22 protein-coding genes and 1 pseudogene are annotated in these 23,671 nt (G+C 63.8%); 7 read left to right on the top strand and 16 right to left on the bottom strand.

What is annotated here, in order from left to right; genetic code table 11:
• Positions 1-172 precede the first annotated feature (172 nt).
• A complete protein-coding gene (locus ACVIN2_RS29355; RefSeq protein WP_456768245.1) occupies positions 173-1,111 on the top strand; it encodes a LysR family transcriptional regulator in 939 nt (312 codons plus the stop codon).
• Between the two features lie 140 nt (positions 1,112-1,251).
• On the opposite strand, the gene uxuA is transcribed toward ACVIN2_RS29355, so the two are convergent.
• From uxuA to ACVIN2_RS29325, 6 genes and pseudogenes are all read right to left on the bottom strand, one after another.
• Positions 1,252-2,442 carry a mannonate dehydratase gene (gene uxuA, locus ACVIN2_RS29350; RefSeq protein ID WP_456768244.1) on the bottom strand — a complete coding sequence of 397 codons (1,191 nt, stop codon included), beginning with the start codon at positions 2,440-2,442 and terminating at the stop codon, positions 1,252-1,254.
• 15 nt (positions 2,443-2,457) lie between these two features.
• Positions 2,458-3,507, bottom strand: a complete 1,050-nt coding sequence (locus ACVIN2_RS29345; RefSeq protein ID WP_456768243.1) for an L-idonate 5-dehydrogenase — start codon at positions 3,505-3,507, stop codon at positions 2,458-2,460.
• A pseudogene (locus ACVIN2_RS29340) lies at positions 3,504-4,911 on the bottom strand (TRAP transporter large permease). The gene ACVIN2_RS29345 and the pseudogene ACVIN2_RS29340 overlap by 4 nt, the downstream one beginning before the upstream one ends.
• Before the next feature lie 4 nt (positions 4,912-4,915).
• Positions 4,916-5,494 carry a TRAP transporter small permease gene (locus ACVIN2_RS29335; protein ID WP_456768242.1) on the bottom strand — a complete coding sequence of 193 codons (579 nt, stop codon included), beginning with the start codon at positions 5,492-5,494 and terminating at the stop codon, positions 4,916-4,918.
• Positions 5,495-5,629: 135 nt separating this feature from the next.
• Entirely contained in the window at positions 5,630-6,589 is a 960-nt protein-coding gene (locus ACVIN2_RS29330) for a sialic acid TRAP transporter substrate-binding protein SiaP (protein ID WP_456769826.1), read from the bottom strand.
• A gap of 103 nt (positions 6,590-6,692) precedes the next feature.
• The gene (locus tag ACVIN2_RS29325; protein WP_456768241.1) at positions 6,693-7,502 is read right to left on the bottom strand and encodes a FadR/GntR family transcriptional regulator; all 810 of its coding nucleotides are present in this window, start codon (positions 7,500-7,502) and stop codon (positions 6,693-6,695) included.
• 144 nt (positions 7,503-7,646) lie between these two features.
• Between ACVIN2_RS29325 and ACVIN2_RS29320 the strand changes: the two genes are divergently transcribed.
• Positions 7,647-9,131 carry a mannitol dehydrogenase family protein gene (locus tag ACVIN2_RS29320; RefSeq protein WP_456768240.1) on the top strand — a complete coding sequence of 495 codons (1,485 nt, stop codon included), beginning with the start codon at positions 7,647-7,649 and terminating at the stop codon, positions 9,129-9,131.
• A gap of 100 nt (positions 9,132-9,231) precedes the next feature.
• Positions 9,232-9,639 (top strand): nuclear transport factor 2 family protein, encoded by a 408-nt coding sequence (locus tag ACVIN2_RS29315; protein WP_456768239.1) that lies wholly within the window; start codon positions 9,232-9,234, stop codon positions 9,637-9,639.
• 68 nt (positions 9,640-9,707) lie between these two features.
• Here the strand turns inward: ACVIN2_RS29315 and ACVIN2_RS29310 are convergent, their stop codons facing one another.
• Complete coding sequence (locus ACVIN2_RS29310; protein WP_456768238.1) at positions 9,708-10,424, bottom strand: HAD family hydrolase; 717 nt, start codon at positions 10,422-10,424, stop codon at positions 9,708-9,710.
• A 144-nt stretch (positions 10,425-10,568) separates the two neighbouring features.
• Here ACVIN2_RS29310 and ACVIN2_RS29305 point away from each other — a divergent pair, with 144 nt between their 5' ends.
• On the top strand, positions 10,569-11,420 hold the full coding sequence (locus tag ACVIN2_RS29305) for an SDR family oxidoreductase (RefSeq protein ID WP_456768237.1): 852 nt from the start codon (positions 10,569-10,571) through the stop codon (positions 11,418-11,420).
• Between the two features lie 120 nt (positions 11,421-11,540).
• Positions 11,541-12,806 (top strand): serine hydrolase domain-containing protein, encoded by a 1,266-nt coding sequence (locus ACVIN2_RS29300; RefSeq protein ID WP_456768236.1) that lies wholly within the window; start codon positions 11,541-11,543, stop codon positions 12,804-12,806.
• Positions 12,807-12,864: 58 nt separating this feature from the next.
• Here the strand turns inward: ACVIN2_RS29300 and ACVIN2_RS29295 are convergent, their stop codons facing one another.
• Together ACVIN2_RS29295 and ACVIN2_RS29290 are read right to left on the bottom strand one after the other, a co-directional pair.
• Positions 12,865-13,752: a dienelactone hydrolase family protein gene (locus ACVIN2_RS29295; RefSeq protein ID WP_456768235.1), complete on the bottom strand. Its 888-nt coding sequence runs from the start codon at positions 13,750-13,752 to the stop codon at positions 12,865-12,867.
• A gap of 113 nt (positions 13,753-13,865) precedes the next feature.
• Positions 13,866-15,155 carry an MFS transporter gene (locus ACVIN2_RS29290; protein WP_456769825.1) on the bottom strand — a complete coding sequence of 430 codons (1,290 nt, stop codon included), beginning with the start codon at positions 15,153-15,155 and terminating at the stop codon, positions 13,866-13,868.
• Positions 15,156-15,580: 425 nt separating this feature from the next.
• On the opposite strand from ACVIN2_RS29290, the gene ACVIN2_RS29285 reads away from it, so the two are divergent.
• Positions 15,581-16,159 (top strand): MarR family winged helix-turn-helix transcriptional regulator, encoded by a 579-nt coding sequence (locus ACVIN2_RS29285; protein ID WP_027570502.1) that lies wholly within the window; start codon positions 15,581-15,583, stop codon positions 16,157-16,159.
• Positions 16,160-16,173: 14 nt separating this feature from the next.
• Here the strand turns inward: ACVIN2_RS29285 and ACVIN2_RS29280 are convergent, their stop codons facing one another.
• Entirely contained in the window at positions 16,174-17,142 is a 969-nt protein-coding gene (locus ACVIN2_RS29280) for a hypothetical protein (protein WP_456768234.1), read from the bottom strand.
• 815 nt (positions 17,143-17,957) lie between these two features.
• Between ACVIN2_RS29280 and ACVIN2_RS29275 the strand changes: the two genes are divergently transcribed.
• Positions 17,958-18,728, top strand: coding sequence for a response regulator transcription factor (locus ACVIN2_RS29275; RefSeq protein WP_007595845.1), 771 nt, complete (start codon positions 17,958-17,960; stop codon positions 18,726-18,728).
• A gap of 168 nt (positions 18,729-18,896) precedes the next feature.
• Here ACVIN2_RS29275 and ACVIN2_RS29270 read toward each other — a convergent pair whose 3' ends face one another.
• The 6 genes from ACVIN2_RS29270 to flhA are packed head-to-tail and all read right to left on the bottom strand — an operon-like array spanning position 18,897 to position 23,645.
• A complete protein-coding gene (locus ACVIN2_RS29270; RefSeq protein WP_018453988.1) occupies positions 18,897-19,355 on the bottom strand; it encodes a hypothetical protein in 459 nt (152 codons plus the stop codon).
• Positions 19,352-19,864, bottom strand: coding sequence for a flagellar biosynthesis protein FlgN (locus ACVIN2_RS29265; protein WP_456768233.1), 513 nt, complete (start codon positions 19,862-19,864; stop codon positions 19,352-19,354). Before ACVIN2_RS29265 ends, ACVIN2_RS29270 begins: the two co-directional genes overlap by 4 nt.
• A 42-nt stretch (positions 19,865-19,906) precedes the next feature.
• A complete protein-coding gene (locus tag ACVIN2_RS29260) occupies positions 19,907-20,392 on the bottom strand; it encodes a rod-binding protein (protein WP_456768232.1) in 486 nt (161 codons plus the stop codon).
• Entirely contained in the window at positions 20,389-20,808 is a 420-nt protein-coding gene (locus ACVIN2_RS29255; protein ID WP_456768231.1) for a hypothetical protein, read from the bottom strand. The genes ACVIN2_RS29260 and ACVIN2_RS29255 overlap by 4 nt, the downstream gene beginning before the upstream one ends.
• A 6-nt stretch (positions 20,809-20,814) precedes the next feature.
• Positions 20,815-21,567 carry a flagellar biosynthesis protein FliR gene (gene fliR, locus ACVIN2_RS29250; RefSeq protein ID WP_456768230.1) on the bottom strand — a complete coding sequence of 251 codons (753 nt, stop codon included), beginning with the start codon at positions 21,565-21,567 and terminating at the stop codon, positions 20,815-20,817.
• Positions 21,564-23,645, bottom strand: coding sequence for a flagellar biosynthesis protein FlhA (gene flhA, locus ACVIN2_RS29245; protein ID WP_007595850.1), 2,082 nt, complete (start codon positions 23,643-23,645; stop codon positions 21,564-21,566). Before flhA ends, fliR begins: the two co-directional genes overlap by 4 nt.
• Positions 23,646-23,671: the final 26 nt, after the last annotated feature.

Raw genomic sequence — 23,671 nt, 5'->3', positions numbered from 1 at the left:
GCGCGCCATAAGCCTGCTTTATAGACAAGACATTTGAGCACTTACGGTCGAAGCGTGCACCGCACCAACTTCTTCGCTCGCAAGCCTTGTCTTTAGGCTGTCATGTCGATGACACCAGACTTGGTAAAACTCGGCAATTGCCAAATTCTCACCCGGCTCATAACATGGCGTTATGCCTGAGCTACGTCGGATGCTGCCCTCAAGTAACGCCCTGTTCGTCTTCGACGCAGCGGCGCGCAATGGCAGCTTCACGGCTGCGGCCGCCGAACTGAACGTCACACAGCCGGCGGTGAGCCGGATGCTGGGCCAGTTCGAGGACCATCTCGGCGTCCGCCTGTTCGACCGCAAGGCGGGACGCGCCGTGCTCACCGAGGAAGGCGAACTCTTGTATCGCCGCGTGCTCGAAGGCTTTCGCAGCATCGAGAGCGGACTCATGGAAATCGAACGGCGGCGCAAGGGCACCGAGACGGTGACGCTGTCGGTCTCCTCCGCCTTCACCACGCATTGGCTGATGCCGCGCATCGACAAGCTGCAGCGGCAATTCCCTCAGGTCGATTTGCGCTTTCAACTGATCTCCGGCGCGCTGCGCGGACCGGTGGAGAATGTCGACCTCGGCATGCGCTTCCGCGATCGCGAGGAGCCGTCATCCGGCGGCACGCTGGTGATGAAGGAGGTCATGCTGCCGATGTGCAGCCCCGCCTATCTCGGCGAAACCGATCCCGCTGAGGGCAACACCATCATTCGGCTCGCCGAGACGCCGGGCGACTGGGCCGCGGATTACGCATCGCTTCTCACGGGGCGCCGCGGTGCGGCCAAGGCGCTGAGCTTCACGGACTATGCCGTCGTGATGCAGGCCGCCCTGCTCGGCCAGGGCATCGCGCTCGGCTGGCTGACGGTCGCCTCGCACTGGATGCTGACCGGCGCGCTGGTGCCGGCGTCCGACACGCTCACCACCACACGCCGCATCTGCGAATTCCTGCCACCGCGCAACCGGCCGATGCGTCCCATCGCCGCCGAGATCCGCGACTGGATCACCGCGCAGATGAAAAGCGAGATCGCCGCGATCGACCGGCGCTATCCGAAGCTCGGCGCGATGGCGGCCTGCTATTGAGCGAGCGGGAGGTGTTGGAGTGAGGCACCTCTCCCTCCACGTCATTGCGAGCGCAGCGAAGCAATCCAGAGTCTTTCCGCGGAGAGATTCTGGATTGCTTCGCTGCGCTCGCAATGACGGTGTGGATAGAGTTTTGGCCTCTACCGATGCTCGATTGCGCGGATTGCGCCACGGAGCTCGGCGAGACCGCGGAGGCGACCGATCGCGGTGTAGCCCGGATTGGTGCGCTTGGTCGCCGCGAGGTCGTCGAGCATGCGATGGCCGTGATCGGGCCGGAACACGATTCTCTTGTCGGGCGAACGCCGCGCGTTCTCCTTCAGCAGCGCCTTCAGCACCGCGACCATGTCGACGTCACCGTCGAGATGATCGGACTCGTAGAAGGAAAGGCCATCGGCCTCGCGCTTGGTCGCGCGCAGATGCGCAAAGGCAATGCGCGGACCGAAGCGTTCGGCCATCGCCGGAAGATTGTTCTCGGCGCGCACGCCGAGCGAGCCCGTGCACAGGCAGATACCATTCGCCTTCGACGGCACCGCATCGAACAACGCCTGATAGTCATCGGCGCTGGATGCGACGCGCGGCAGGCCGAACAACGGGCGCGGCGGGTCGTCCGGATGCAGCGTCAGCGAAACGCCGAGCTGCTCGGCGACGGGCGTGACGCGGCCCAAAAACTCGGCGAGATGCTGCCGCAGGATTTTTGGCGTGACGTCGCGATATGTTTCAAGCCGGTCGCGGAATTGCGGGATGGTCATCGGCTCGGTGGTCGAGCCCGGCAGCGCGCTGGCGATGACCATGACGAGATAGTCGATATCGGCCTGGCTCATCTGGTCGAACAGCTTTTTCGCGCGGGCCTGCTGCTCGGGTGAGTATTCCTGGACGGCGGCGGGACGCTTCAGGATGTGCAGCTCGAACGCAGCAAAGCGACCCTGGTCGAAGCGCATGGCGCGGGCGCCGTTCGGCAACTCCCATTCCAGATCGGTGCGGCACCAATCCACGACGGGCATGAAGTTGTAGCAGATGATCTTGATGCCGGAGGCGGCGACCGCCTCCAGGCTAGCGATCCACGCCTCGATCGAGCGCGTCGCCTTGGCCCCGAGACGCTTGACATCGTCGGGGATCGGAATTGATTCCACCACCGACCAGGTCAGCTGCGAACGGCCGGGTTGGCCGTTCTCGATGAAGTTCTTGCGCTCGTCGACCGCCTTGCGTGTCCAGGCTTCGCCGATCGGCACCTGATGCAGCGCCGAGACGATATCCGTCGCGCCGGCCTGCCTGACATCATCGAGCGAGACCGGATCATCCGGCCCGTACCAGCGCCATCCCTCAAGCATCATAAAAAATCTCCCGGATCAGTTAGCGGTCAGCACGACCTTGACGCTCTGCGAGCGGTCGAGCGCCAGCCGCAGCGCGTCCGGCGCGGTGGACAGCGGCCGCTCGGCGGTGACCAGCGACAGCACGTCGACACTGCCGTCCGCGATCAGCTCCACCGCGGTCATGAATTCGAGCCCGAACCGGAACGAGCCGCGCAAATCGATCTCCTTGGCCATCACCGCATTGGCGGGCACCGGAATCTGGCCACCCGGCAAATTGCCGATCTGCACCACAACGCCGCCGCGCCTGACGATACCGATCGCACTGGCAAGGCCCGCAGCCGTGCCGGAGACTTCGAACGCGACATCGTAGGGGCGCGACGCGGCCTGCGCCTTCAGGCCTTCCTCACCGGCTGCGACATTCTCGACGTGAGAGGCGCCGAGCCGGGTCGCAAAGGCCAGCGGCGCCGGCGCGATGTCGGCCACCGTGATGTCGGTCATGCCGGCGCGGCGCGCGGCGAGCATGGTCAGAAGCCCGATCGGACCGGCACCGAAAATGATGCCGCGCTTGCCTTCGATGTTGCCGGCACGCGCGACCGCGTGCAGGCAGACCGCGAGCGGCTCGGCCAGCGCCGCGGCCTGATAGGACACATGATCGGGGATCTTCACGCACTGCGCCGGAATCGCGTCGAAGTAATTGGCGAAGCCGCCCTGCATGTGTGGGGTCTTCGAGGCCGAACCCATGAAGTAGATGTTCTCGCAGAGGTTTTGCCGGCCTTCGCGGCAAGCGACGCAATGGCCGCACCAGCGCGACGGGTTGACGGCGACACGGTCGCCGAGCTTCAGGTTCGCTGCGGAGCCCGCGATCTCCACGACCTCGCCGGAGATCTCATGGCCGAGCACCAGCGGCGATTTCACCACGAAATCGCCGGTCCGGGCATGACGAAAATAATGCATGTCCGAGCCGCAGATGCCGCCGGCGCCGAAACGGAGGCGCACCATGCCTTCAGCGAGCTTGTCGAGCGGATGCTCGACCATGCGCAGATCTTCGGGGCCGAACAGGGTTGCGGCGAGAGCTGTGGATGTCATTTGGAAAGTCCCATGTATTTCGGCAGCCAGAGGGTCAGTTCGGGGATGTAGGTGATCGCGATCAATGCGAGCATCAGCGGCACCAGCCAGGGCAGGATCGCCACCGTCGTGCGCTCGACCGAGAGTTTTGCGACGCGCGCGAGCACGAACAAGACCATGCCGAGCGGCGGATGCAGCAGGCCGATCATCAAATTCAGCGTCATGATCAGACCGAAATGGATCGGGTCGATGCCGAGCTTGAGCACAATCGGCAACAGGATCGGCACCAGAATGGTGATCGCCGCCGTAGTGTCGATGAAACAGCCGACGAACAGGATCAGGACGTTGGCGAGCGCCAGGAACACCCATTTGTTGTGGGTGATGCTGAGCATCCAGTCCGACAGCATCTGGGCTGCCTGCGACACAGTCAGCAGCCAGGCGAAGATCGAGGCTGCCGTGACGATGAACAGCACCGACGCCGTGGTCTCGATGGTGTCGAAAGTCGCCTTCGCGACCGTTTTCATCGTCATGGTGCGGTAGCGTACCAGGCCGAGGAACAGCGACCAGATCACGGCGGCGACCGCCGCTTCCGTCGGGGTGAACCAGCCGAGCGTCATGCCGCCGATCAGGATCACCGGCGCCATCAGCGCCATCACCGCGGAGAAGTCGAAGTACCAGTCCATCGCGAGCAGCACGATTAGGCCAAGCCCAACCGCCCAATTGGTGGAGAGACCGGCGACCGTCAGAAGCCAGACAGCCATCGGGAAGCTCAGCACGACGAGGATCTCGAGCCCCGCCGATCCCAATTGCGGCCAGGAGAACGGCGTATCGCTGCCCCATTTGTTCTTGTGCGCGAAGTAGGTGACGGTAGCCATCATGAGCAGCGTGAGCACGACGCCTGGAATGACGCCCCCCAGAAACAACGCGCCGATCGAGACGTTCGCCATCATCCCGTAAATCACGAAAGGCAACGACGGCGGGATGATCGGGCCGAGCGTGGCGGAGGCCGCGGTGACGCCGACGGAGAATTCCGTGGTGTAACCGTGGTCCTTCATCGCCTTGATCTCGATGGTACCGAGACCGGCGGCATCCGCGATCGCGGTGCCGGACATGCCGGAGAAGATCACCGAGCCGATGATGTTGACGTGGCCGAGGCCGCCGCGCATCTCAGCCGACCAGCGCGACGGCGAATTTGTAGATGCGGCCGGTGACGCCGGCGATGTTCATGAGATTGCCGGCCAGGATGAAGAACGGCACGGCGAGCAGCGGAAAGCTCTCGACGCCGGCGATCATGCGCTGCGCCAGCGTGACGTCGGGCGTCACCCCGCTGACCAGGATGTAGAGCAGCGACGACGCGGCCATGGCGATCGCCACGGGAACGCCGAGCAGCATCAGGACGAGAAAGCCTCCAAGCAACAGCAACATGGGATTACCCTTCAAAACCGTCGTAGGCGCCGGGACGCTCGAGGATCGAATAGCCCTGTCGCAAATGTTGCACAGCCACCTGCAGCGAGCGCACGAACATCAGCACGAAGCCGAGCAGCACGGCGTAATAGACGTAGTCCTTGGGAAGATTGATCGTGGTCATGGATTCGTCGCCGATGATCTGGATGTAGACCCAGACCAGCTTGATGGCGTAGCCGAAGAAGGCGATCCGGATCAGGTCGATCACCGTCGACAATACGCGCGCCACGAGGTGCGGCAGATAGCGATAGAGCAGATCGACCTGGATGTGCCGCGACAGCCGCACGCACATCGAGGAGCCGATGAAGACCACCCCGATCAGGCAGTAGGTCGCGATCTCCTCGGTCCAGGCGTAGCTGTCGTTGAGCACGTAGCGGGTGAAGAACTGGAGGAAGACGGCGAGCGCCATCACCCAGAAGATCGCCAGCGCGACCCAGTCCTCGAAAGCGTAGATGCCGAGATCGACCTTCGGCGCCGCCTCCTCCTCGAAGGTGTGGGCGATCTCGTCCGCGCTGATCTGCCGGTGCGTTTCGGCGGTGGACATGGGTTGCTCCTCAAACTGGTCACGTCGTTCCGGGATGGTGCGTCAGCACCAAACGCGGAACCTCGAGATTCTCAGGTGCGCAATTGCGCACCTGAGGTTCGGTCCTGCGGACCGCCCGGGATGACGACTACGTCGTCACTTCACCGCCTGAATGCGTTCCCAGTCGGCCTTGCGGTAGCCGAAGGTCTCGAATGCGACGTTCTTCAGCACGGTGTCGCGGAACTCGTTCTTGTCGACCTCGGTGACGGTCAGGCCCTTCTCCTTGAAGAAGGCGACCAGCTTGGCCTCGTTCTGCTTGATCTCCCCGGTCGCCTTGGCGGCGGCCTCCTGCGCGACGTCGGTGAAGATCTTCTTGTCCTCGTCGCTGAGTTTCTTCCAGAGCGCACCGGCCACCACCGTGTTGAGATGGTCGACGATGTGGCCGGTCAGCACGATATGCTTCTGCACCTCGTAGAACTTCTTGGCCTCGATCGTGGTCAGCGGGTTCTCCTGCGCCTCGACGGTGCCGTTCTGGAGCGCCAGATAGACTTCGGCGAACGCGATCGGCGCGGTGTTGGCGCCGCAGGCGCGCGGCATCGCCAGATAGGCGGGAACGTCGGGCACGCGCATCTTCAGGCCCTTGAGGTCGGCACAGGTCTTGATCGGCTTGTTCGACGAGGTCTGACGCACGCCGTAATAGGTCACCGCGAGGATGTGGTGGCCGCTCTTGTCCTCATAACCCTTGGTGAGCTCCTTGAAGATGTCGCTCTTGGTGTAGGCGAGCAGATGATCCGCATCGCGGAAGGTGTAGGGATAATAGGTCACGCCGATCGGCGGAAAGCTCTTGGCCGCGAAGCTCGAGCCGGAGATGATGATGTCGACCGAGCCGAGCGAGAGGCCCTGGTTGATGTCGGCCTCCTTGCCGAGCTGCGAGGCCGGATAGACATCGATCGCATAGCGCCCGTTGGTGCGCTTGCCGATCTCCTGCGCTGCCCAGACCGACGCCGTGTGGAACGGCTCCGAGGTCTCGTAGACATGGGCCCATTTGAGCTTGGTCTGCGCCATGCCGGCGCCAGTCGTAGCAATCATCGCCGCGGCCGAGACCGCCAGCACCATTGTCATCTTTTTCAACACTGACTTTCCTCCATTTTTCAAGTCTGCTTCTTTTAAATCTGCTTCTTGTCAGCCCGCCCCCAACGCGGGTGCGGGCTGCACAATGTCATTGCTGTCGCGCGCTGCTGCTCGCAGCTCGCTTCTTCTTCGGCGCACGTTCCGGTTTTGACGGCTTTGCCGTCGATCGCCCGGTGCGCACGGAAGACGGTGCTGCCGCTTTCTCGGCGCCGAAGTTCTGCGCAAAGCGCTCCTGGGATCGTGCGAGATGATCGCGCATCGCGTCGCGAGCCGCTTCGGGATCGTGTGCGGCGATGGCGTCGCGCACCGCGCGATGCTCATCGAGCGCGGTGCGCCACGTACCCGGGCTCTCGAAATAATGCGCAAGCTGCGCGAAATAGGGATTGAGGCGCTGGTCGAACAACTCGCCGACCACACGGACCAGAACGGCATTGCCGAGGCTTCCGGCGATCGCGACATGGAAGGCGCGGTCGTGGACCATCGAGGCTTCGCCGGGGTGCTCTACATTCTCCATCGCGACAAGGGACGCATCGATGCGGGCAACGTCGTCCTTCGTCGCCACGCGCGCGGCTTCTTCAGCGATGGCACTTTCCAGGAACTCGCGGGCGCGCAGCAGCTCGAACGGGCCCTCGATGACGGAAGCAGGCGCGGTCGCCGCAACCCCCGCGGGCTCGATCACATAGATGCCGGAACCGACGCGGATACGGAGGCGGCCCTCGACTTCGAGCGCGATCAGGGCTTCGCGCACCGTCGGCCTGGAAATCTTGAGCTGCTCGGCGAGCTCGCGCTCGGTCGGCAAGCGGCTGCCGACCGCGTACTCGCCGCTGTCGATCAGGCTTCGCAATTGATCGGCGACCTGGCGATAAAGCCGTCTCGCCTCCACAGCTTCCAGCGGCACGCTGGTCCTCCCGAAAGGGTCATGCCGGCAGCTCTCGCGCCCGCGGCCCGCCAATTTTGGAAAATTGGTCTTACCAATTGACCGCAGCATTGACCGAGGACAGGCGCCATGTCAAGCAGCGGCCAAACAAGGGGAGAGACGACCATGCGCCTTGATCCAACGCGCCTTGGCCGCGCCAATCTCGACGGGCTGCCACCCGGTATCCGCCGCCCGGCCTACGACCGTTCGCGCGTCACCTCCGGCATCGTGCATCTCGGCCTTGGCGCGTTTCATCGCGCCCACCAGGCCGTCGTCATCGACGATTGCCTTGCCGCCGGCGCCACCTCGTGGGGCATCGTCGGCGCGAGCTTGCGCAGCCCTGACACACGCGACGCCCTCGCCCCGCAGGATCATCTCTATACGGTTGCCGTCCGTGCAGCCGAAGGCACCGAACACCGCATCATCGGTGCGCTGCTCGACAGCGTGGTCGCGCGCGAAAGCCCGGCACGACTGGTCGAGCGAATGGCCGATCCCGCCATTCGCATCGTCTCACTCACCGTCACCGAAAAGGGCTATTGCCACACGCCGCAGACCGGCGATCTCGACGAGCGCCATCTTGATGTCGTGCACGACCTCAACAATTTCGACGCGCCGCGCTCGGCTCCCGGCTTCATCGTGGCCGCGCTGGCGCGCCGGCGGGCCCTGGGCGCCCCGCCCTTCACCGTGCTGAGCTGCGACAATCTCGCCGCCAACGGCCACACCGTGCAGCGGATCGTGACGCAATTCGCCGCGCTGCGCTCGAAGGATCTCGGCAAGTGGATCGCGGATACGGCGGCCTTCCCCTCGACCATGGTCGACCGCATCGTGCCGGAGACGACGGATGGTGACCGCGATGCGGTTTCATCAGCGCTCGGTTTGGGCGACGCATGGCCGGTCATGACCGAGCCGTTCACGCAATGGGTGGTCGAGGATCGCTTTACGGCAGGCCGGCCCGACCTTGCCGCCGCCGGCGTCGAACTGGTGAACGACGTCAAGCCGTTCGAGCTGATGAAGCTGCGGCTGCTCAACGCTAGCCATTCGGCGCTGGCCTATCTCGGCTATCTCGCCGGCTACGAGACCATCGCCGACACCATGCAGGATCCGCATTTCGCGCGCCTCGCCGCGCAGGTGATGGAAGAGGCCGCGGTGACGCTGACGATGCCCGCAGGCACCGATCTCGCCGCCTATCGCGCCTCGCTGCTCAAGCGCTTCGCCAATCCGGCACTGCATCACCGCACCTGGCAGATCGCGATGGACGGCTCGCAAAAGTTGCCGCAGCGCCTGCTCGGCGCGATCCAGGATCGTCTCGCCAGGAACCTGCCGATCGCAACGCATGCGCTCGCGGTGGCCGGCTGGATGCGCTACGTCACCGGCCTCGACGAGAAGGGCCGCACCATCGACGTGCGCGATCCGCTCGCCGCCGAGTTCGCCGATTTGGCGCGCGAGGCAGGTCCCATCGCCGAACGATTGGCGCCCGCGCTGCTCGGCGTCGCAAAAGTGTTCGGGCCGCTAGGCGCGGAGCCGCGCCTGCGCGAGGCCGTGACCGCGGCGCTCGGCCGACTCTACAAGGATGGCGCGCGGCGTGCGGTGGAGACCCTGGTCTCGGTGTGACCACAAAACCGGCAGCAATGCTGCATTGCGGTCCAGAGCGAACGGAAAGTCGACGGAAGTCTTGCTTGATTTTTGCCTGTCATTGCCCCACCCGAGAGGCATGGCAAAGGACAGCAAGGTGATCGCCGCAAACGCGGCCTTCTATGACGCCTTTTCGACCGGCGATTTCGACGGAATGGAGCGGATGTGGGCGGACGATGACGCCATTTCCTGCATTCATCCCGGCTGGCCGGCCATCATCGGCCGGGCTACGGTGATCGGAAGCTGGCGCGACATCCTGCAGAGTCCGGAACGGCCGCAGATCGTTTGCGCGGAACCCCAGGCCATCATCGACGGCGACAGCGCGCGCGTGCTCTGCATCGAGATCGTCGATGGCACAGCATTGGCCGCCGCCAACCATTTTCGGCGCGTCGGCGACGACTGGCGCCTGGTGCACCATCAGTCGAGCCCGATCGCGCAGATTGTCGAGCAAACTGAGGACGATAGAGCGAGCCACCGCGTCCATTGAGGGCGGCCGGCCCGCAGGCACATTCTACTGTGCATGGGGTTGTTTTTCAGTTTTTTTGTTTTGGCGCCTCACCCGAGCCCAGACAAATCATCCAGCACGACCCGCGCCCCGCTGAAATCATCGTCCCGGAAGAACATGCTTCTGGTGATGAGCACGGGAATGTTCGCCCTTGAGGCTGCGATCAGGCCGTTGGCGGAATCCTCGATCGCGACGCAGCCGGACGCGTTGAGCTTCAGCCGCGCCAGGGTCTCGACATAGACATCCGGCGCAGGCTTTTTGTGCCGCACGTCATCCCCGGCGACGATCGCATCAAAATCCGCGGCCCAGCCCGTTCCCAGCGCCCGCGACAGCAGCGCGTCGATGTTGGCGTGCGACGTGGTCGTCGCGATCGCGAGCCGCTGGCCGCGCGCCTTGGCAGCAGCGAGCAGATCCGTCATCCCGGGCCGTAAGGGGCAGCAGCCGGTCTCGACCAGTTCGGCAAAATGCGCGGTCTTGATGCGGTGGAGTTCCGCGATGTCGACATCCGATAATGGCGCGGCAATCCTCAGCCTTTCATGGTGGGCGCGGATCCGTTCCTTGCCGCCGGTGACCCGCAGCAGGTCCTTGTAGTCGGCCCGATCCCACTGCCAGTCGAGACCCTGGCGGGCGAAGGCATGGTTGAAGGCCTGCCGATGCAGTTCCTCGGTCTCAGCCAAGGTGCCGTCGACGTCGAAGATCAGCGCGGCGGCGCGGCGGACTAGCTCAGCCGCGTCAGATAGCATGATGGCTGGCGCTTCTGCCTGCATGATCGATGCGTCCCTCCGATGAGCGACCATCGCCTGCACAGGCGGGCGAGACAAATTGCAATATCTTTTGCCGGACCCAAAAATCTCTTATGAGCGGAGGCGCGCTGCGGCGCGAACGGGAACCCCGACCTACAAGGAAGACGTATGCGGCTCTTTATCCTTGGCCTCGGCTACAGTGCCCGGCACTTCGTCCGCCTGTTCGGTGGCGGCTTCTCGCATATCGCCGGCACGGTGCGCGATCCCGCGCAACGGGGCGACCTCGCCGGCATCGAGGTGCACGCTTTCTCCGGCAGCCGTCCGGCACGCGAGACGGTCGAACGCATAAGAGACGCGGATGTCCTTCTCGTCTCGATCCCGCCCGGCAGTAGCGGCGATCCTGCCATCGCGGCCTTCTCCGGCCTGCTGGCGGCGGGCGGCGACCGCAAGATCGTCTATTTGTCCACGATCGGCGTATATGGTGATCACGCCGGCGGCTGGGTCGACGAGAACACGCCGCCGCAGGCCGGCCTCGACCGCACGCGCATCCGGTTGGCGGCTGAGCAGGCTTGGACCGGCACGACCGATGGCGACGCCGCGATCCTGCGGCTTGCGGGTATCTATGGCCCTGGCCGTAACGCGCTGGTGACGCTGCGCGCTGGAACGGCCCGGCGCATCATCAAGCCGGGACAGGTGTTCAACCGCATCCACGTCGACGACATCGCGAGCGCGATCATGGCCGCGATTCATCACCCGAGCGGCGGCATCTGGAACGTCTGTGACGACGAGCCGGCGCCGCCGCAGGACGTGATCGCTTACGCGGCGAAGCTGATGAACGTTGCACCGCCGCCGGAAGAGCCGTTCGAGACCGCCGAGATGTCGGCGATGGCCCGCAGCTTCTATGCGAGCAGCGCCCGCGTCTCCAACGCGAAAATGAAGCGCGAGCTCGGCGTCACGCTTGCTTATCCAACCTACCGTCACGCCCTCGAGGCGTTGTGGCAAGCGGGGGAACGAGGATAGGGCTCCGGCATTCCCGGCGTCCTAGACATGCCCTGCCCGCGCTTGACTTCGCGCCGATGCGGTCGTGATCTAATCGCTGAGCGGGCCAATGCATAACGAGCCCGAACTTGGGAGCATTCCATGAAGAACATCGCCATGATCGCCGCGACCGCTGCCGCCATCACGTTCGGCGCAGCGCGCGCCGCACCGCTGCCCGAAGCTAGTCCAGACGACACCGGCTTCTCGAAACAAGGCCTTGCACGGCTCGACAATTTCTTCGCGCGTGAGATCGCCGCCAAGCGCGTCCCCGGCGCGGTCGTTGCGGTCGCGCGGGACGGCAAGCTCGTGCACTACAAGGCCTATGGCATGCTGGATCCGGACAAGGGCACACCGATGCCTATCGATGCGATCTTCGCGCTGGCCTCGATGACCAAGCCGATGGCCGCAGTCGCGGGCCTGACATTGATGGAGCAGGGCAAGCTACCGCTCCAGGCCAAGCTGTCCGACTATTATCCCGGATTTGCCGACATGAAGGTCGGCGTTCAGCAGGCCGACGGTTCGTTGAAGCTCGAACCGCAGGCATCACCGATCTTCATTCACGACCTGTACCGACACACGTCTGGCCTGATGTATGGCGGCCGCGCGGACAGCGCGAGCCCGGTGGCACGGCAATATCCGGAAGGCACAGCACCGGCGATCGAAGGCGACACTCAGGCCTTCATCGATCGCATCACAAAGCTGCCGCTGGCGCATCAACCCTCGACCGAGTTCGAATACGGTTTCTCGATCGACGTGCTCGGCGCCGTCGTCGAGAAGGTCAGCGAGCAGAAGCTCGGCGACTATCTCGCCGCCAATGTCTGGCAGCCGCTCGGGATGAAGGACGCCACCTTCCATCCGACCGACGCACAGCGCGCTCGCCTCGCCCGCCCGTTCGCCAACGATCCGCTGACCGGCAAGCCGCAAGCCATCAAGCTTTTGGACATGCCGACAAAATCCGACTGCGGTGGCGCCTGCTCGTTCGCGACCGTCGGCGACTACGTCCGCTTCGGACAGATGCTGCTCAACGGCGGCGATCTTGACGGCCAGCGCATCCTCGGTCCCAGGACCGTGCATCACATGACGACCAATCATCTCGGCCCGGAGATCAAGAACAACGTGGCGAATATCGAGCCGCATCGCGCCGGGTTCGGCTTCGGCCTCTCGGTCGCGGTCCGCACCAGCGAGGGATTGTCGTCGGTCCCCGGCAATCCCGGCGAGTTCACCTGGAATGGCGCGTACGGCACGCAGTTCTTCTGCGACCCCAAGGAGCGTCTCGTGGTGGTGGTGGGAACGGCGGCACCTGGCGAGTTGCGGAAATATTATCGCGAGCAGGTTCAGGACATCGTCTATGGCGCAATGGTGAAATGAGATCGGCGCCTTGAAATCGAGAGGGCGGCCAACGTGACCGCCCCCTCGGAACTATGCGTCAGCTCAGAACACCGTATTTCCTGAACCAGGCCTGCGCCTGCTTCCAGGCATCTTCCGCGGCGTCCTTGCGGTAGCTGCCGCGGTAGTCGGCATGGAAGCCGTGCGGCGCTTCCGGATAGATCTTGAATTCGGCCGTCTTCTTGCTTTGCTCGAGCGCAGCCTTCATCTGCTCGACCTGGGTGACGGGAATGCCGGTATCGGCGCCGCCATAAAGGCCGAGCACCGGCGCCTTCATCTCGGGAGCGAGCTGCATCGGGCTCTTCGGCCACAGCGGATTAGCGGGATCGACCACGGTGCCGTAGAACGCAACACCAGCCTTGAGGCTGCCGCTGTGAGCGGCGTATTCCCAGACGGTACGTCCGCCCCGACAAAAGCCGACGATGCCGAGCTTCGCGGTGTCGCCGCCTTGCGATCCCGCCCACGCCACGGTCGCATCGAGATCTGACAGCAGCTCCGCGTCCGGCTTGGCATTGACGATCGGCAGCAGGTCCTTGATCTCGGCGATCTTGGTGAGGTCCGTGCCCTTGCGGAAGTAATAGTCAGGCGCGACTGCGAACGCACCGAGCTTGCCAAGGCGCCGCGTCACGTCCTTGATGTATTCGTGCAGGCCGAAAATCTCCATCGCCACGATGATCACCGGCGCCTTGGTGTTGCCGGCGGGGCGGGCAAAATACGCAGGCATCTGTTCGGAGCCGACCTTGATCTTGGCGTCCCCGGTCTGGAGGCCGCTGGTGTCGGTCGTGATCGCCTCGGCGCGCACGGGCCCGGCCGCAAGCGTGTAGCCGGCGGCGACGGCCGCGGTGGCGCTCATGAATCCGCGGCGCGAGACCGGGGCGACCTTGGTCAGCCCGACGACGTCGGATGTCATGGTGGTTTCGATACTCATCGGTTCGTCCTTCCTGATGCGCGGCCCTGATCCGTCGGGCGACGCATTCGCCAATAGTTGCCGGTGAAACGCAAATCACCAGCCTGCGAGCGCGGCGCTTTCAGGCCTTGTTTTCAGATCTTGGTCTGACGCTGTTTCACCGGCGCAGTCTCGGGCATGAGGCTCATTGCGCCAAGTCCGACGATCGCCGCAAGCAGCAGGTACCAGGCCGGCGCCAGCGGATTGCCGGTGACGTGGAGGAGCCAGGTGACCACGAGCTGCGCCGTCCCGCCGAAGCTCGCGATCGCGACCGCATAGACGGTCGCGAACACGCCGCCGCGGATGTTCTGGGGCAGCGCCTCGGTGAAGGTCGCGTAGAACGCGGTGAACGGCAGCGAGCCGATGACGGACAGGACACCGAAACCAACCAGGAGCGACAACGCGCCGGGCGCATGGACGATCCACAGGAAGGTCGGGTAGGTCAGCAGCAGCGTTGCGAGCTGCGGCCAGATCATCACCGGCTTGCGACCGAGACGATCCGCCAGCCAGCCCCCGACCAGCGCACCGACGAACTGGATGCCGTTGCTGACCAGCGACACGGTGAAAGCCAGGGTCGACGACACATGCAGCGTGTTCTGCGCATAGGTCGTCATGTATTGGGTGACGTAGGTCGAGATCGTGCCGCTTGCCAGGATCATCAGCGCAAGTCCGATGATGCCAAGGTGTCGTCTCGCCTGCGAAAGATGGCTGGTGTGCTCGACGGTGCGGGCACCGGCTTCGGCCTGCGGGATCGTCTCGGGCAGCGTCCGGCGCATCCAGAAGCCGAATGGCAGGCACACCGCCCCGATCAGAAACGCCACCCGCCAGCCATAGGCGTCGAGCATCTCCGGCGCCATCGTCCTGCTCAGGATGACGCCGACGAGCGCGCCCGCGGTCGCGGCGATCTCCTGGCTCGCCGGCTGCCAGGCCACCACCAGCGCGCGATGCTGGGGCGGGGCGATCTCGATCAGATAGGCGGTGGTCGGTCCAACCTCCCCGCCCAGAGCAAAGCCTTGCGCCATACGCGCCGCGATCACGATGACGGGCGCGGCAAGGCCGATCGATTGATAGGACGGCGTGAGCGCGATGGTCAGGATCGATAGCCCCATGAGCGCGAAGCTCAGCAGCATGGCAGGCCGCCGGCCGATCCGGTCAGAATAGATCCCGAGCACGATTCCGCCGATCGGCCGCGTCACGAAGCCGGCGCCGAAAGTCGCCAGCGACAGCATCAGGCTGCCGTACTCGCTTTCCGTCGGGAAGAAGGTATGGCCGATCTGGATGGCGAAGAAGCTGTAGGTGATGAAGTCGTAGAACTCGAGCATGTTGCCGACGGTGGCGGCCAATGCTGCGCGCTTGACGCTGAACGGCTTCACTTGCTCGATCACGGACGACACTCTGGCATTCCCGGGCTCGATCCTATTTCGATTTAACCGCCTGGCCGCATTGCAACGCAACATCCATTAACCGAAAACGGCGGTTCCCTGGTCCCCCTTTCCGCTGCCCCGACTGGCGGCCGATCCGCCCGCTCGCGCAATTGGAAGCGGATCGCGCAACAAATAGGCTTTGCGGTGGTCGTAACGACACATCATGTTGCACGCACATCCCACGCTATCGGAATTTGCGCGTACACCGCGGTCATTTGACTGAAATTTTCAGAAGAGTTGAGCCGGGCGATTTACTCGAACTTTCTTCGCGACGCTCTAGTTCCACGACCGGAAGGTTCCACCTCTTTGGGGATCCTCATTATCAGCCGCCCGGATTGCGCTACCAAAAGCTCAATTGAATTAAGCTTTACCGACCTGGAATTGAAATGAACTTGGCTCGCGAATCGATTGAACTGCTGGAACAGGTCGCCCGGATCCTGTGGTTCGAAGGCACCAAGCACGGCTTGCGTGACCGCGAGTGGATGGCGCTGCGTTTCCTTTCCCGCGCCAACCGGTTTTCCCGGACGCCGTCGGCGCTCGCGAGTTACGTCGGCACCACGCGAGGCACCGCCTCGTTCATCATCGGTGAGCTGGAGCGGCTCGGATATCTCGAGCGAAAGCGCTCGGCCCAGGACAAGCGGTCGGTGATGCTGAGCGTGACACAACAGGGCAAGAAGTTCCTGGTGCGCGACCCCGTCAACGTCCTCGTCGAGGCCATCGCCGTGCTCGAGGGCGAGGCGAAGGTCAGCTTCCGCGACGCGCTCCGCCACGTGCTGGATCAGTCGGACGCAGCCGAACAGCGGCACCATACCGACGTCTGCAAGCGATGCATCTTCCTCCGCGAAGATCGCACCACCACGGACAGCAGGACGACGGCCGAGTTCAGCTGCCGCCTGTTTCGGGCGCCGATCGCGGAGGCGGAGGTCGATCTGCTATGCACCAGCTTCGAGCATCACCGTAAATAGCAGGCGGCCCTCGCTCAGGGCATTGCCTTGCGTGACGAATAGATGACACCCCCGCTGGACTCGACCACCAGACGTCCGTTCTCGTTTTTGATCTCCTCGATGCGGCCAAGGCCGGGCACCTGCTGTCCCAACACCGCCTCGACGACACCGTTCGGGCCTTGCAGGATCGCAATCCCCTCATAGGCCTGGCGGACCGACCAGCCCTTGATCGACTTGCGCGGCGCCGAAATGCGCTCGGACGGTGCTACCGATCCCGTGACCTCGGGCGTCGCGGCCGAGGCCATCATCGGCATTGGCTGCGAGGCGACGGGCGCCGGAGCCTGGGCCTGCACCTGGGCAAGCTTGTCGAGCTTCACCGTAGAGGACGAGCTCACCCGTTCGATGCGATCCAGATTTTCGCCAAACCGGCCAAAGCGGTCATTGGTCGCCTTGCTCGATTGATCGACCGCGGTGCGCAGGCCGTCGAGATTGTCGGACACGCCCGACACCTGCCTGCGCAGTTGCGCCACCGTCTCGCGCAGATTCCTGATCTCAGTGTTGGCCGCGACGTTGGTCTGGGCGGGCTGCATGGCGAAATAGGCGATTACGCCGGTGCAGGCACAGACGACCAGGATCGCAGCGACCGCCAATGTCGCGAGCGGCGCGACCCATGTCGGACGCGGCGGCGGCGGCTTGGCCACGATCACGGCGGGCTTGATCACGACGGGCGTAGGCTTGGAGATTGCCATCTTGTCGAGGCGCGCCTTGGCGCGAATACGCTTCAGACCCTCGAGCGCCTCTTTCGCCAGAGTTTCATCACTCGCTGCTGCCGACGCAGGCTTGGTGTTCGCAGCAGGTTTGGTGTTCACAGCAGCTTTGGTATTTGCAAAAGGCTTGGCCGTCGGCGCCGCATTGTCTCTGGCATCGCGCATCGCCGCAGCCGGTTTCGCCGCTGCGGAAACATCGGCGGTCGCGTTGGGACGAGCTTGTCCATCGGACAACATGCGAGAATGCTCTCGTTCGGTTCGATCTGTCGAACGGTGACATTATTTGCCGAAGCTTGCCTGAAACGGGCGCATCGAAAACTTTTCATCACGCGCGATGCGACGTCACATGAGTCAAACGCGTCACGCACGTGGCGAGAGTGCGACTCGAAAGACACACCCTCGCCAAGATTTCGCCAAGCTGGAGTCGCCTCGCCATACATGAGTCGAATTGTCGCATGTGGAAAGATGATCACGGGAGTCAATCCCGGGTTGAAAATCCATCAACTTGCATGAAGCGCAGCACCATCCAAAATGGCTGTAATCATACGGGGATGCGGAACTTTAGAACCGCCAGGGTGCAAAACTAGTTCGAATTCCAAATCAACTGATGCGATTGAATATACCAAGAAACAACTCGAACCGAATCAACAGCATCAAGCACGTGTAGCAAACGCTTAGTTGCGCACGCTTGATCGGAAATCGGCAATTGTTACGGTCCTACTCAAGTGATTCTCGCCAGTTGGCGAGGAGATCGACACAGTACAGTGGCGTTCGGACGCATGAGCAACTTGGCGCAACTGTTCTAGGTCGCTTTCTCAATCCGCTCCGCGAGGTGATCCGCAAGACACCCGCCGAGCTTCACGCAGTAAGCGTTCAGTATCGAGTCGAAGTAGCAGGCCTGCGAGACGCAGGCACTGAATGCGTAGGGCTGCCCGCGAATAAACCATAATAACGGTTCGCGGGAAGGAATATCGTCAAACAGCACAGTTGCCGAGCCGGGCATCACAACAAACAACCGGCCGTAACAAGTGCGAAACAGGGGCGAAAAACTGATGTATATTATCGTTGATGATCGCGAGAGCGTCACGAACAGCTATGTCGGAGGGCTCGTTCGCGAAGGTGTATCGTCGATCGGCTTCTCCTCCGGAGAATTCTGGGACTGGCTGCAATCTGCGAGTGAATCGGATCTGGCCGCGGTGGACGCCTTCCTCCTCGGGGATTGCGACACCCGCGGAAGCCTGCCGCGGGCAATGCGCAAGCGCTCCTCGGCGCCGATCATCGCCATGAGCGGCCAGAAGATGCTCAAGAACACGCTGGAGCTCTTCGAATCGGGCGTCGATGACGTCGTCCACGTGCCGATTCACCTCCGCGAGATCCTCGCCCGAACGGCCGCGATTGCGCGCCGCCGGGTCGGGGAACTGCCGAGGCCCTGCGAGACCAGGATCCAGGTCTTCTTCAACGGACGTGACCCCGAGATCGCTGGCCACGCCCTCACCCTGCCCCGCCGCGAACTGCGCATCCTCGAATATATGGTCAGCAACCACGGCAAGTGGGTCACCAAGACGCAGATCTTCAACGCGGTCTACGGCATCTTCGAAGCGACATTCGACGAGAGCGTGATCGAGAGCCACGTCAGCAAACTGCGCAAGAAGCTCCGCGACCGCCTCGGCTTCGATGCAATCGTGGCCCGGCGCTACGTCGGATACCGCCTCGACATCCCGGCCGGCGAAACCATCGACGTCCCGATGCAGGAGCTCGACGAAGTCGGCATCCTCCTGAACAGGGCGCATACCGCCCCAGTGGCGTATCCGGCCGGAAACTGATCGGCAGCGCGCCGCCACGAAACCGACAACGGCCTCTGCGAACCACCTTCGCAGAGGCCGTTGTAGTTTCTGCGACGTCAACGGCGGATAGAGCGCGGCAGTCCCGGCGCTGCGGCTCGCGTGTAATCCTAGAGGCTCGCTTCTGATTCAATCAGAACCGGTAATGCCCTAGGGCTTCTGCTGGAATTCTTCCTTCGACACGTAATTGAAGTCCTCGACAAGAACGTCCTGGACGACTTCGGCCTGCATTCGCTCGTTGACACGCTGCTTGATGGCCGTCGTGAGGATGGAGAGGTCGTAACGGGCGAGTTTTCTGAAATCGAGGCGGTCGTCGGCATAGATCCTGCGGAAGGCTTCATCGACGACGAACGGCTCGGGCGGAACGTTGAGCTGGTGCATGGTCCGCGCCTCTACGGTATAGACGAAGCGCGCGACGATGTAGCCCTGCACGTTGCCGCTCTCGACCATCGGCACGCTCAGCGCCCGCGTCTTCTGGTACTGCAGCCCGTCAAGATATTCGTCCTTTGCCGGCAACAGGCTGCCATTTTCCTTCCAATAGGCCACGGCATAGCTCGTTCCCGCGGTGAGGATGCATACCCAGAGCCCGGCCAGCACGAGTCTGATCATTTTCCGTCCTGTGCTGCGCGACCGGTATAGGTGCCGTCCGACTCGGCGTCCTTGATGGCCCTGACGATGATGGTCGCAACCTCGCGCACCGCATCGTAGTGCATTTCGAGGATGGAACGGTTCCGCTCGAGCTTCTCGCGCAGCCGCTGGACCTCCTCGGTGATCTCGACCTCGCCGCCGAGATGCATTCGTGCCCGCATCAGGCGGACGAATTCCAGCATGCTCCGGCTCTTCCGGGCGCTGAACTCGTCGAAGTCGATCTTCTTGCCCGTCGCGAGCGCGGCCGTCTCCTCTTCGACGATGCCTTCGAGCCGGCGGATCGCAGCCAACAGGCCGCGCACCTCGTCCGATCTCGCCGTGTCCGCACCGTCGTTCGCCACCTCGCCACCGACATTCGGCAGCAGCACGGGCAACAGGGCATCCCCCGACACGGCCGCCGTCGTCATCGCCTCGGTGTCCACGGCCGGCTGCTCCATCACCATGGCCGCCGCGCCTTCTTGTGCCTGCATAGGAAATTCACCCTTCAACTTCTGTCACCCATTCCCGAATCATCATCCGGCCTTGCCCGTAGCGTCCGGTCCCGCCGGATGCGCGGCAGCAAGCTGCTTGGCAATGCCAATGCCCTTGCCCTTTGCCAACTGCGCACCAAGTTGCTCCGCCAGCATCGACTTCCAGACGCCGCCGGCCGTGCCCTTCCCAAAGACCTCCTCCGACTCCTTCGGCAACATCGTCTCGACGAAGGTCTGGAGGATGAAGGCCTCGAACTTGCGGTACACCTCGCCGGATGCCGGCGCCTTGATCACTTGCACCGGCGCCCCGTTCACCGCGCTCGACTGCGGTTCCGAAACCTTCGTCCCGGATTGATCGGCAGCAGCCGTCTTGGCCTTCGCCTTGCCGACCTCCGCGTCCATCGTGGCGGCGAAATCCGCGTCCGATGATTTCAACGCGTCGAGCTTCGCGGTGGCTGCGCGCTGCGTCACGGGATCGGCGGCATCGAGGACGTCGAGAACGAGGTCGGGTGTCGCTGTCACGATCATGTCTTGGTCCGATTGGCTGGCCGTGGCGTCCACTCGCGCACGGTGAGGCTTGTTCCCGTCATCTCCTCGAGCGATCGCTTCTCGGCGTCGCGAAGCTTGTCCGCGAGCGCCGCCTTCGCGACCTGCTCGAACTGCTTCACACGGCGGCTCTCCGCGCGAACCTGGTCGAGCTGCTGCGAGGCCTGCGCCTGAATCGCGCGCGCGCCGACGCTGGTTCTGGTCAGACGCCGCGCGATCGATTCGCTCGATGATCCCGCCGGCGGCTTGCCCTCGTTGAGAGTCCCGACCAGCCATTCCTGCTCGTCCTGCAAGCTGCGCTCCTGCTGCCGCAGATGCGCGAGCTGCCACTCTGACAGCCGGAGCTGGAGCTTCACGAGCGAGACCATCCGGCCGAGCTTGTCCGCGCGCGACGTCATGACCGATCACTCCGCCAGCCACGACGAGACGCCGAGCATGAATTGCGTCAGGAGCTCGTCGCTGGTGAGGTAGAGCAGCAGGAAGCCGCCGAACAGCACGAAGGGCACGGAGATGAAATAGACCGGAATCGCCGGCGTCAGCTTGTTGATCAGGCCGACCGCCAGGTTGACGACGACCGAATAGACGATGAAAGGGCTGGCGATCCGCAGCGTCAGCACGAATGCCTCCGACAGCCGGCCGACGAGCTGGTCGAGCGGCATGCTGCCGCCGAGCCGGTCGCCCGGATGCCAGACGTCGTAGGAGTTCATCAGCCCGCGCAGGACCTGCCAGTGCTGGTCGGTCATGAAGAATAGCGTGGTGACGGATGTCATGATCAGCGGCACCAGGGCCGGCGCCGGATCGGTGTCGCCGACCGGCGTCCCCGGGATGTTGCTCAGCCCGATTGCACTGGCCATCACGGTGGCCATGGTCTGCAGTGCGAGAAAGAACACGCGACCGCCGAGCCCGATGACGCTGCCGACCACGAGCTCTGAACAGATCAGCAGCACGAGGGTCAGCGGCGCCGCGTTCTCCGTAAGTGGTTTCAGGACGGCGATCAGGATCGGCGTCAGCGCAAACGTCGTGACGAGCGCGACGAACAAGCGGACCTGGGCCGGAACGTTGACGCTGGAATAGCCGGGCACCAGCATCAGGCAGGCACCGATGCGGCAGAACACGATGAACGTCACCAGCACGCTGTCGGTGAGGCCGCTGATCACGATATGGCTCCGAGTGCCCTGATCTCGGTGCTGCGCGCGACCTCGACATGCGACAGGATCGGCAGGGTGGGAAAGACCCGCTCCAGGATCATCCGGACGTAGGGACGCGCTTCCGGGGTCACCGCCAGCACCACGCTGGTGCCGTTCTCGGTGAACTTGCGGATCGCCGCGCTGGCTTCGGTCGCAAACTGCTCGATCAGGCGCGGATCGGCGTCGAATTCGACGACGTCGCCCTTGGCGTCGCGCTTCAGGCTCTGGTGGAACGCGAGATCCCAACGGTTGCCGAGACGGACGACGTTGAGCACGCCGTTGTCGGAGAGATCGCCGCAAATCTGCTGGGCAAGACGCGTACGCACATGCTCTGCCACCTGCTCGGAGCGCCGCACATGGGGCGCGATCTCGGCGATGGCTTCGAGGATCAGATGGAGATTGCGGATCGACACGCGCTCGGCCAGCAGGATCTTCAGGATCGCCAGCAGCCCCGAATACGATATTTGCGACGGGCAGAGATCCTCGACCAGGCGCTTGTATTCGGGATCGAGCCGGTCGAGCAGGCCGCGCATGTCCTTGTAGGACAGGAGCTGGGCGAGGTTGGCCCTGATCACTTCGCTCAGATGCGTGAGCAGCACCGACAGATTGTCGACCGGCTTGCAGCCCTGGCGCTTGACCTCGTCGGTGAACGCGTCCGTCACCCACAGCGCCTTCATGCCGAAGGCCGGCTCGATCACCTCTTCGCCGGGAACGTCGGGCTTGCCATCCTTGTCGACGAGCACCAGCACTTCGCCAAGCCTGAGCTCGCCCTGGGCGACGCGGGTGTCGTGGATCCGGATCTGGTATCCCTTGGGATCGATCGACAAATTGTCGGTGAGCTTGATCTCGGGCACCACGAAGCCGTACTGCTTGGCGAACTTCTTGCGGATCTTGGCCACGCGGTGCGCCAGCTCGTTGCGCGAGCCCAGCAGATGGACCGAGAGGTGGCCGCCGAGCGCCAGCTCGATCTCCGCGGTCTTGAGCGATTCCTTGACGGACTCCTTGGCATCGACCTGGGCGCGTTCGTCGGCCTTGCGCGCATCTTCCTTCTGCTTCAGGGCTGCCTGCCGCCTCGGCAGCGAGTATCCGACGAAGGCCATGACGCCGCCGAGCAGCAGGAAGGGCGCCGTCGGCAGCCCCGGCATCAAGGCGAGCACGAACATCATCAGCGCGGCGGCCGACACCGCGCGCGGATAGCCGCCGAGCTGCCGCAACACCGCCTGCTCGGCCGAACCTCTGGTGCCGCCCTTCGAGACGAGCAGGCCCGCCGACAGCGACACGATCAGCGCGGGCATCTGCGTTACCAGACCGTCGCCCACGGAGAGCTTGGTGTAGACGTCGGCGGCGCGTGCCAGCGTCAATCCGTGATGCGTCACGCCGATGATGATACCGCCGAAAATGTTGATCGCGGTGATGATCAGGCCGGCGACGGCGTCGCCGCGGACGAATTTCGAGGCACCGTCCATGGCGCCGAAGAACGCGCTCTCCTCTTCCAGCTCGCGCCGCCGGCGCTGGGCTTCCTTGTCGTCGATCAGGCCCGCGGACAGATCCGCGTCGATCGCCATCTGCTTGCCCGGGATCGCATCCAGGGTGAAGCGGGCGCCGACTTCGGCGATACGCGTCGCGCCCTTGGTGATCACGACGAAGTTCACCGTGACCAGAATCGCGAAGATGATCAGGCCGATGACGAAGTCGCCGCCCATGACGAACTTCGAGAAACCGGCAACGACGTGGCCCGCGGCGTTTTCCCCCTCCCCGCCGCGCGACAGGATGAGACGGGTCGTTGCGACGTTGAGCGCAAGCCGCAGGATCGTCGCGATCAGGAGCACGGTCGGGAAGGCCGAGAAGTCGAGCGGCCGCTGGATCCACAGCGCGACCATCAGGATCAGCGCCGACAGCGCGATCGAGAATGCGAGGCCGAGATCGATCAGGATCGGCGGTATCGGCAGGAACAGGATCGTGAGCATGGCCACGATGCCGCCTGCGAAAAAGGCGTCGGCGCCCAATCGTCGCGGGGTCGGCAGGCTAGCAGCTAACGTATCGGACATGGGTCACCGGCAGAGGATCCGGTCCG

It is taken from the genome of Bradyrhizobium sp. USDA 3650, assembly GCF_054057395.1.
This window is presented reverse-complemented; position numbering and strand designations above follow the sequence as displayed.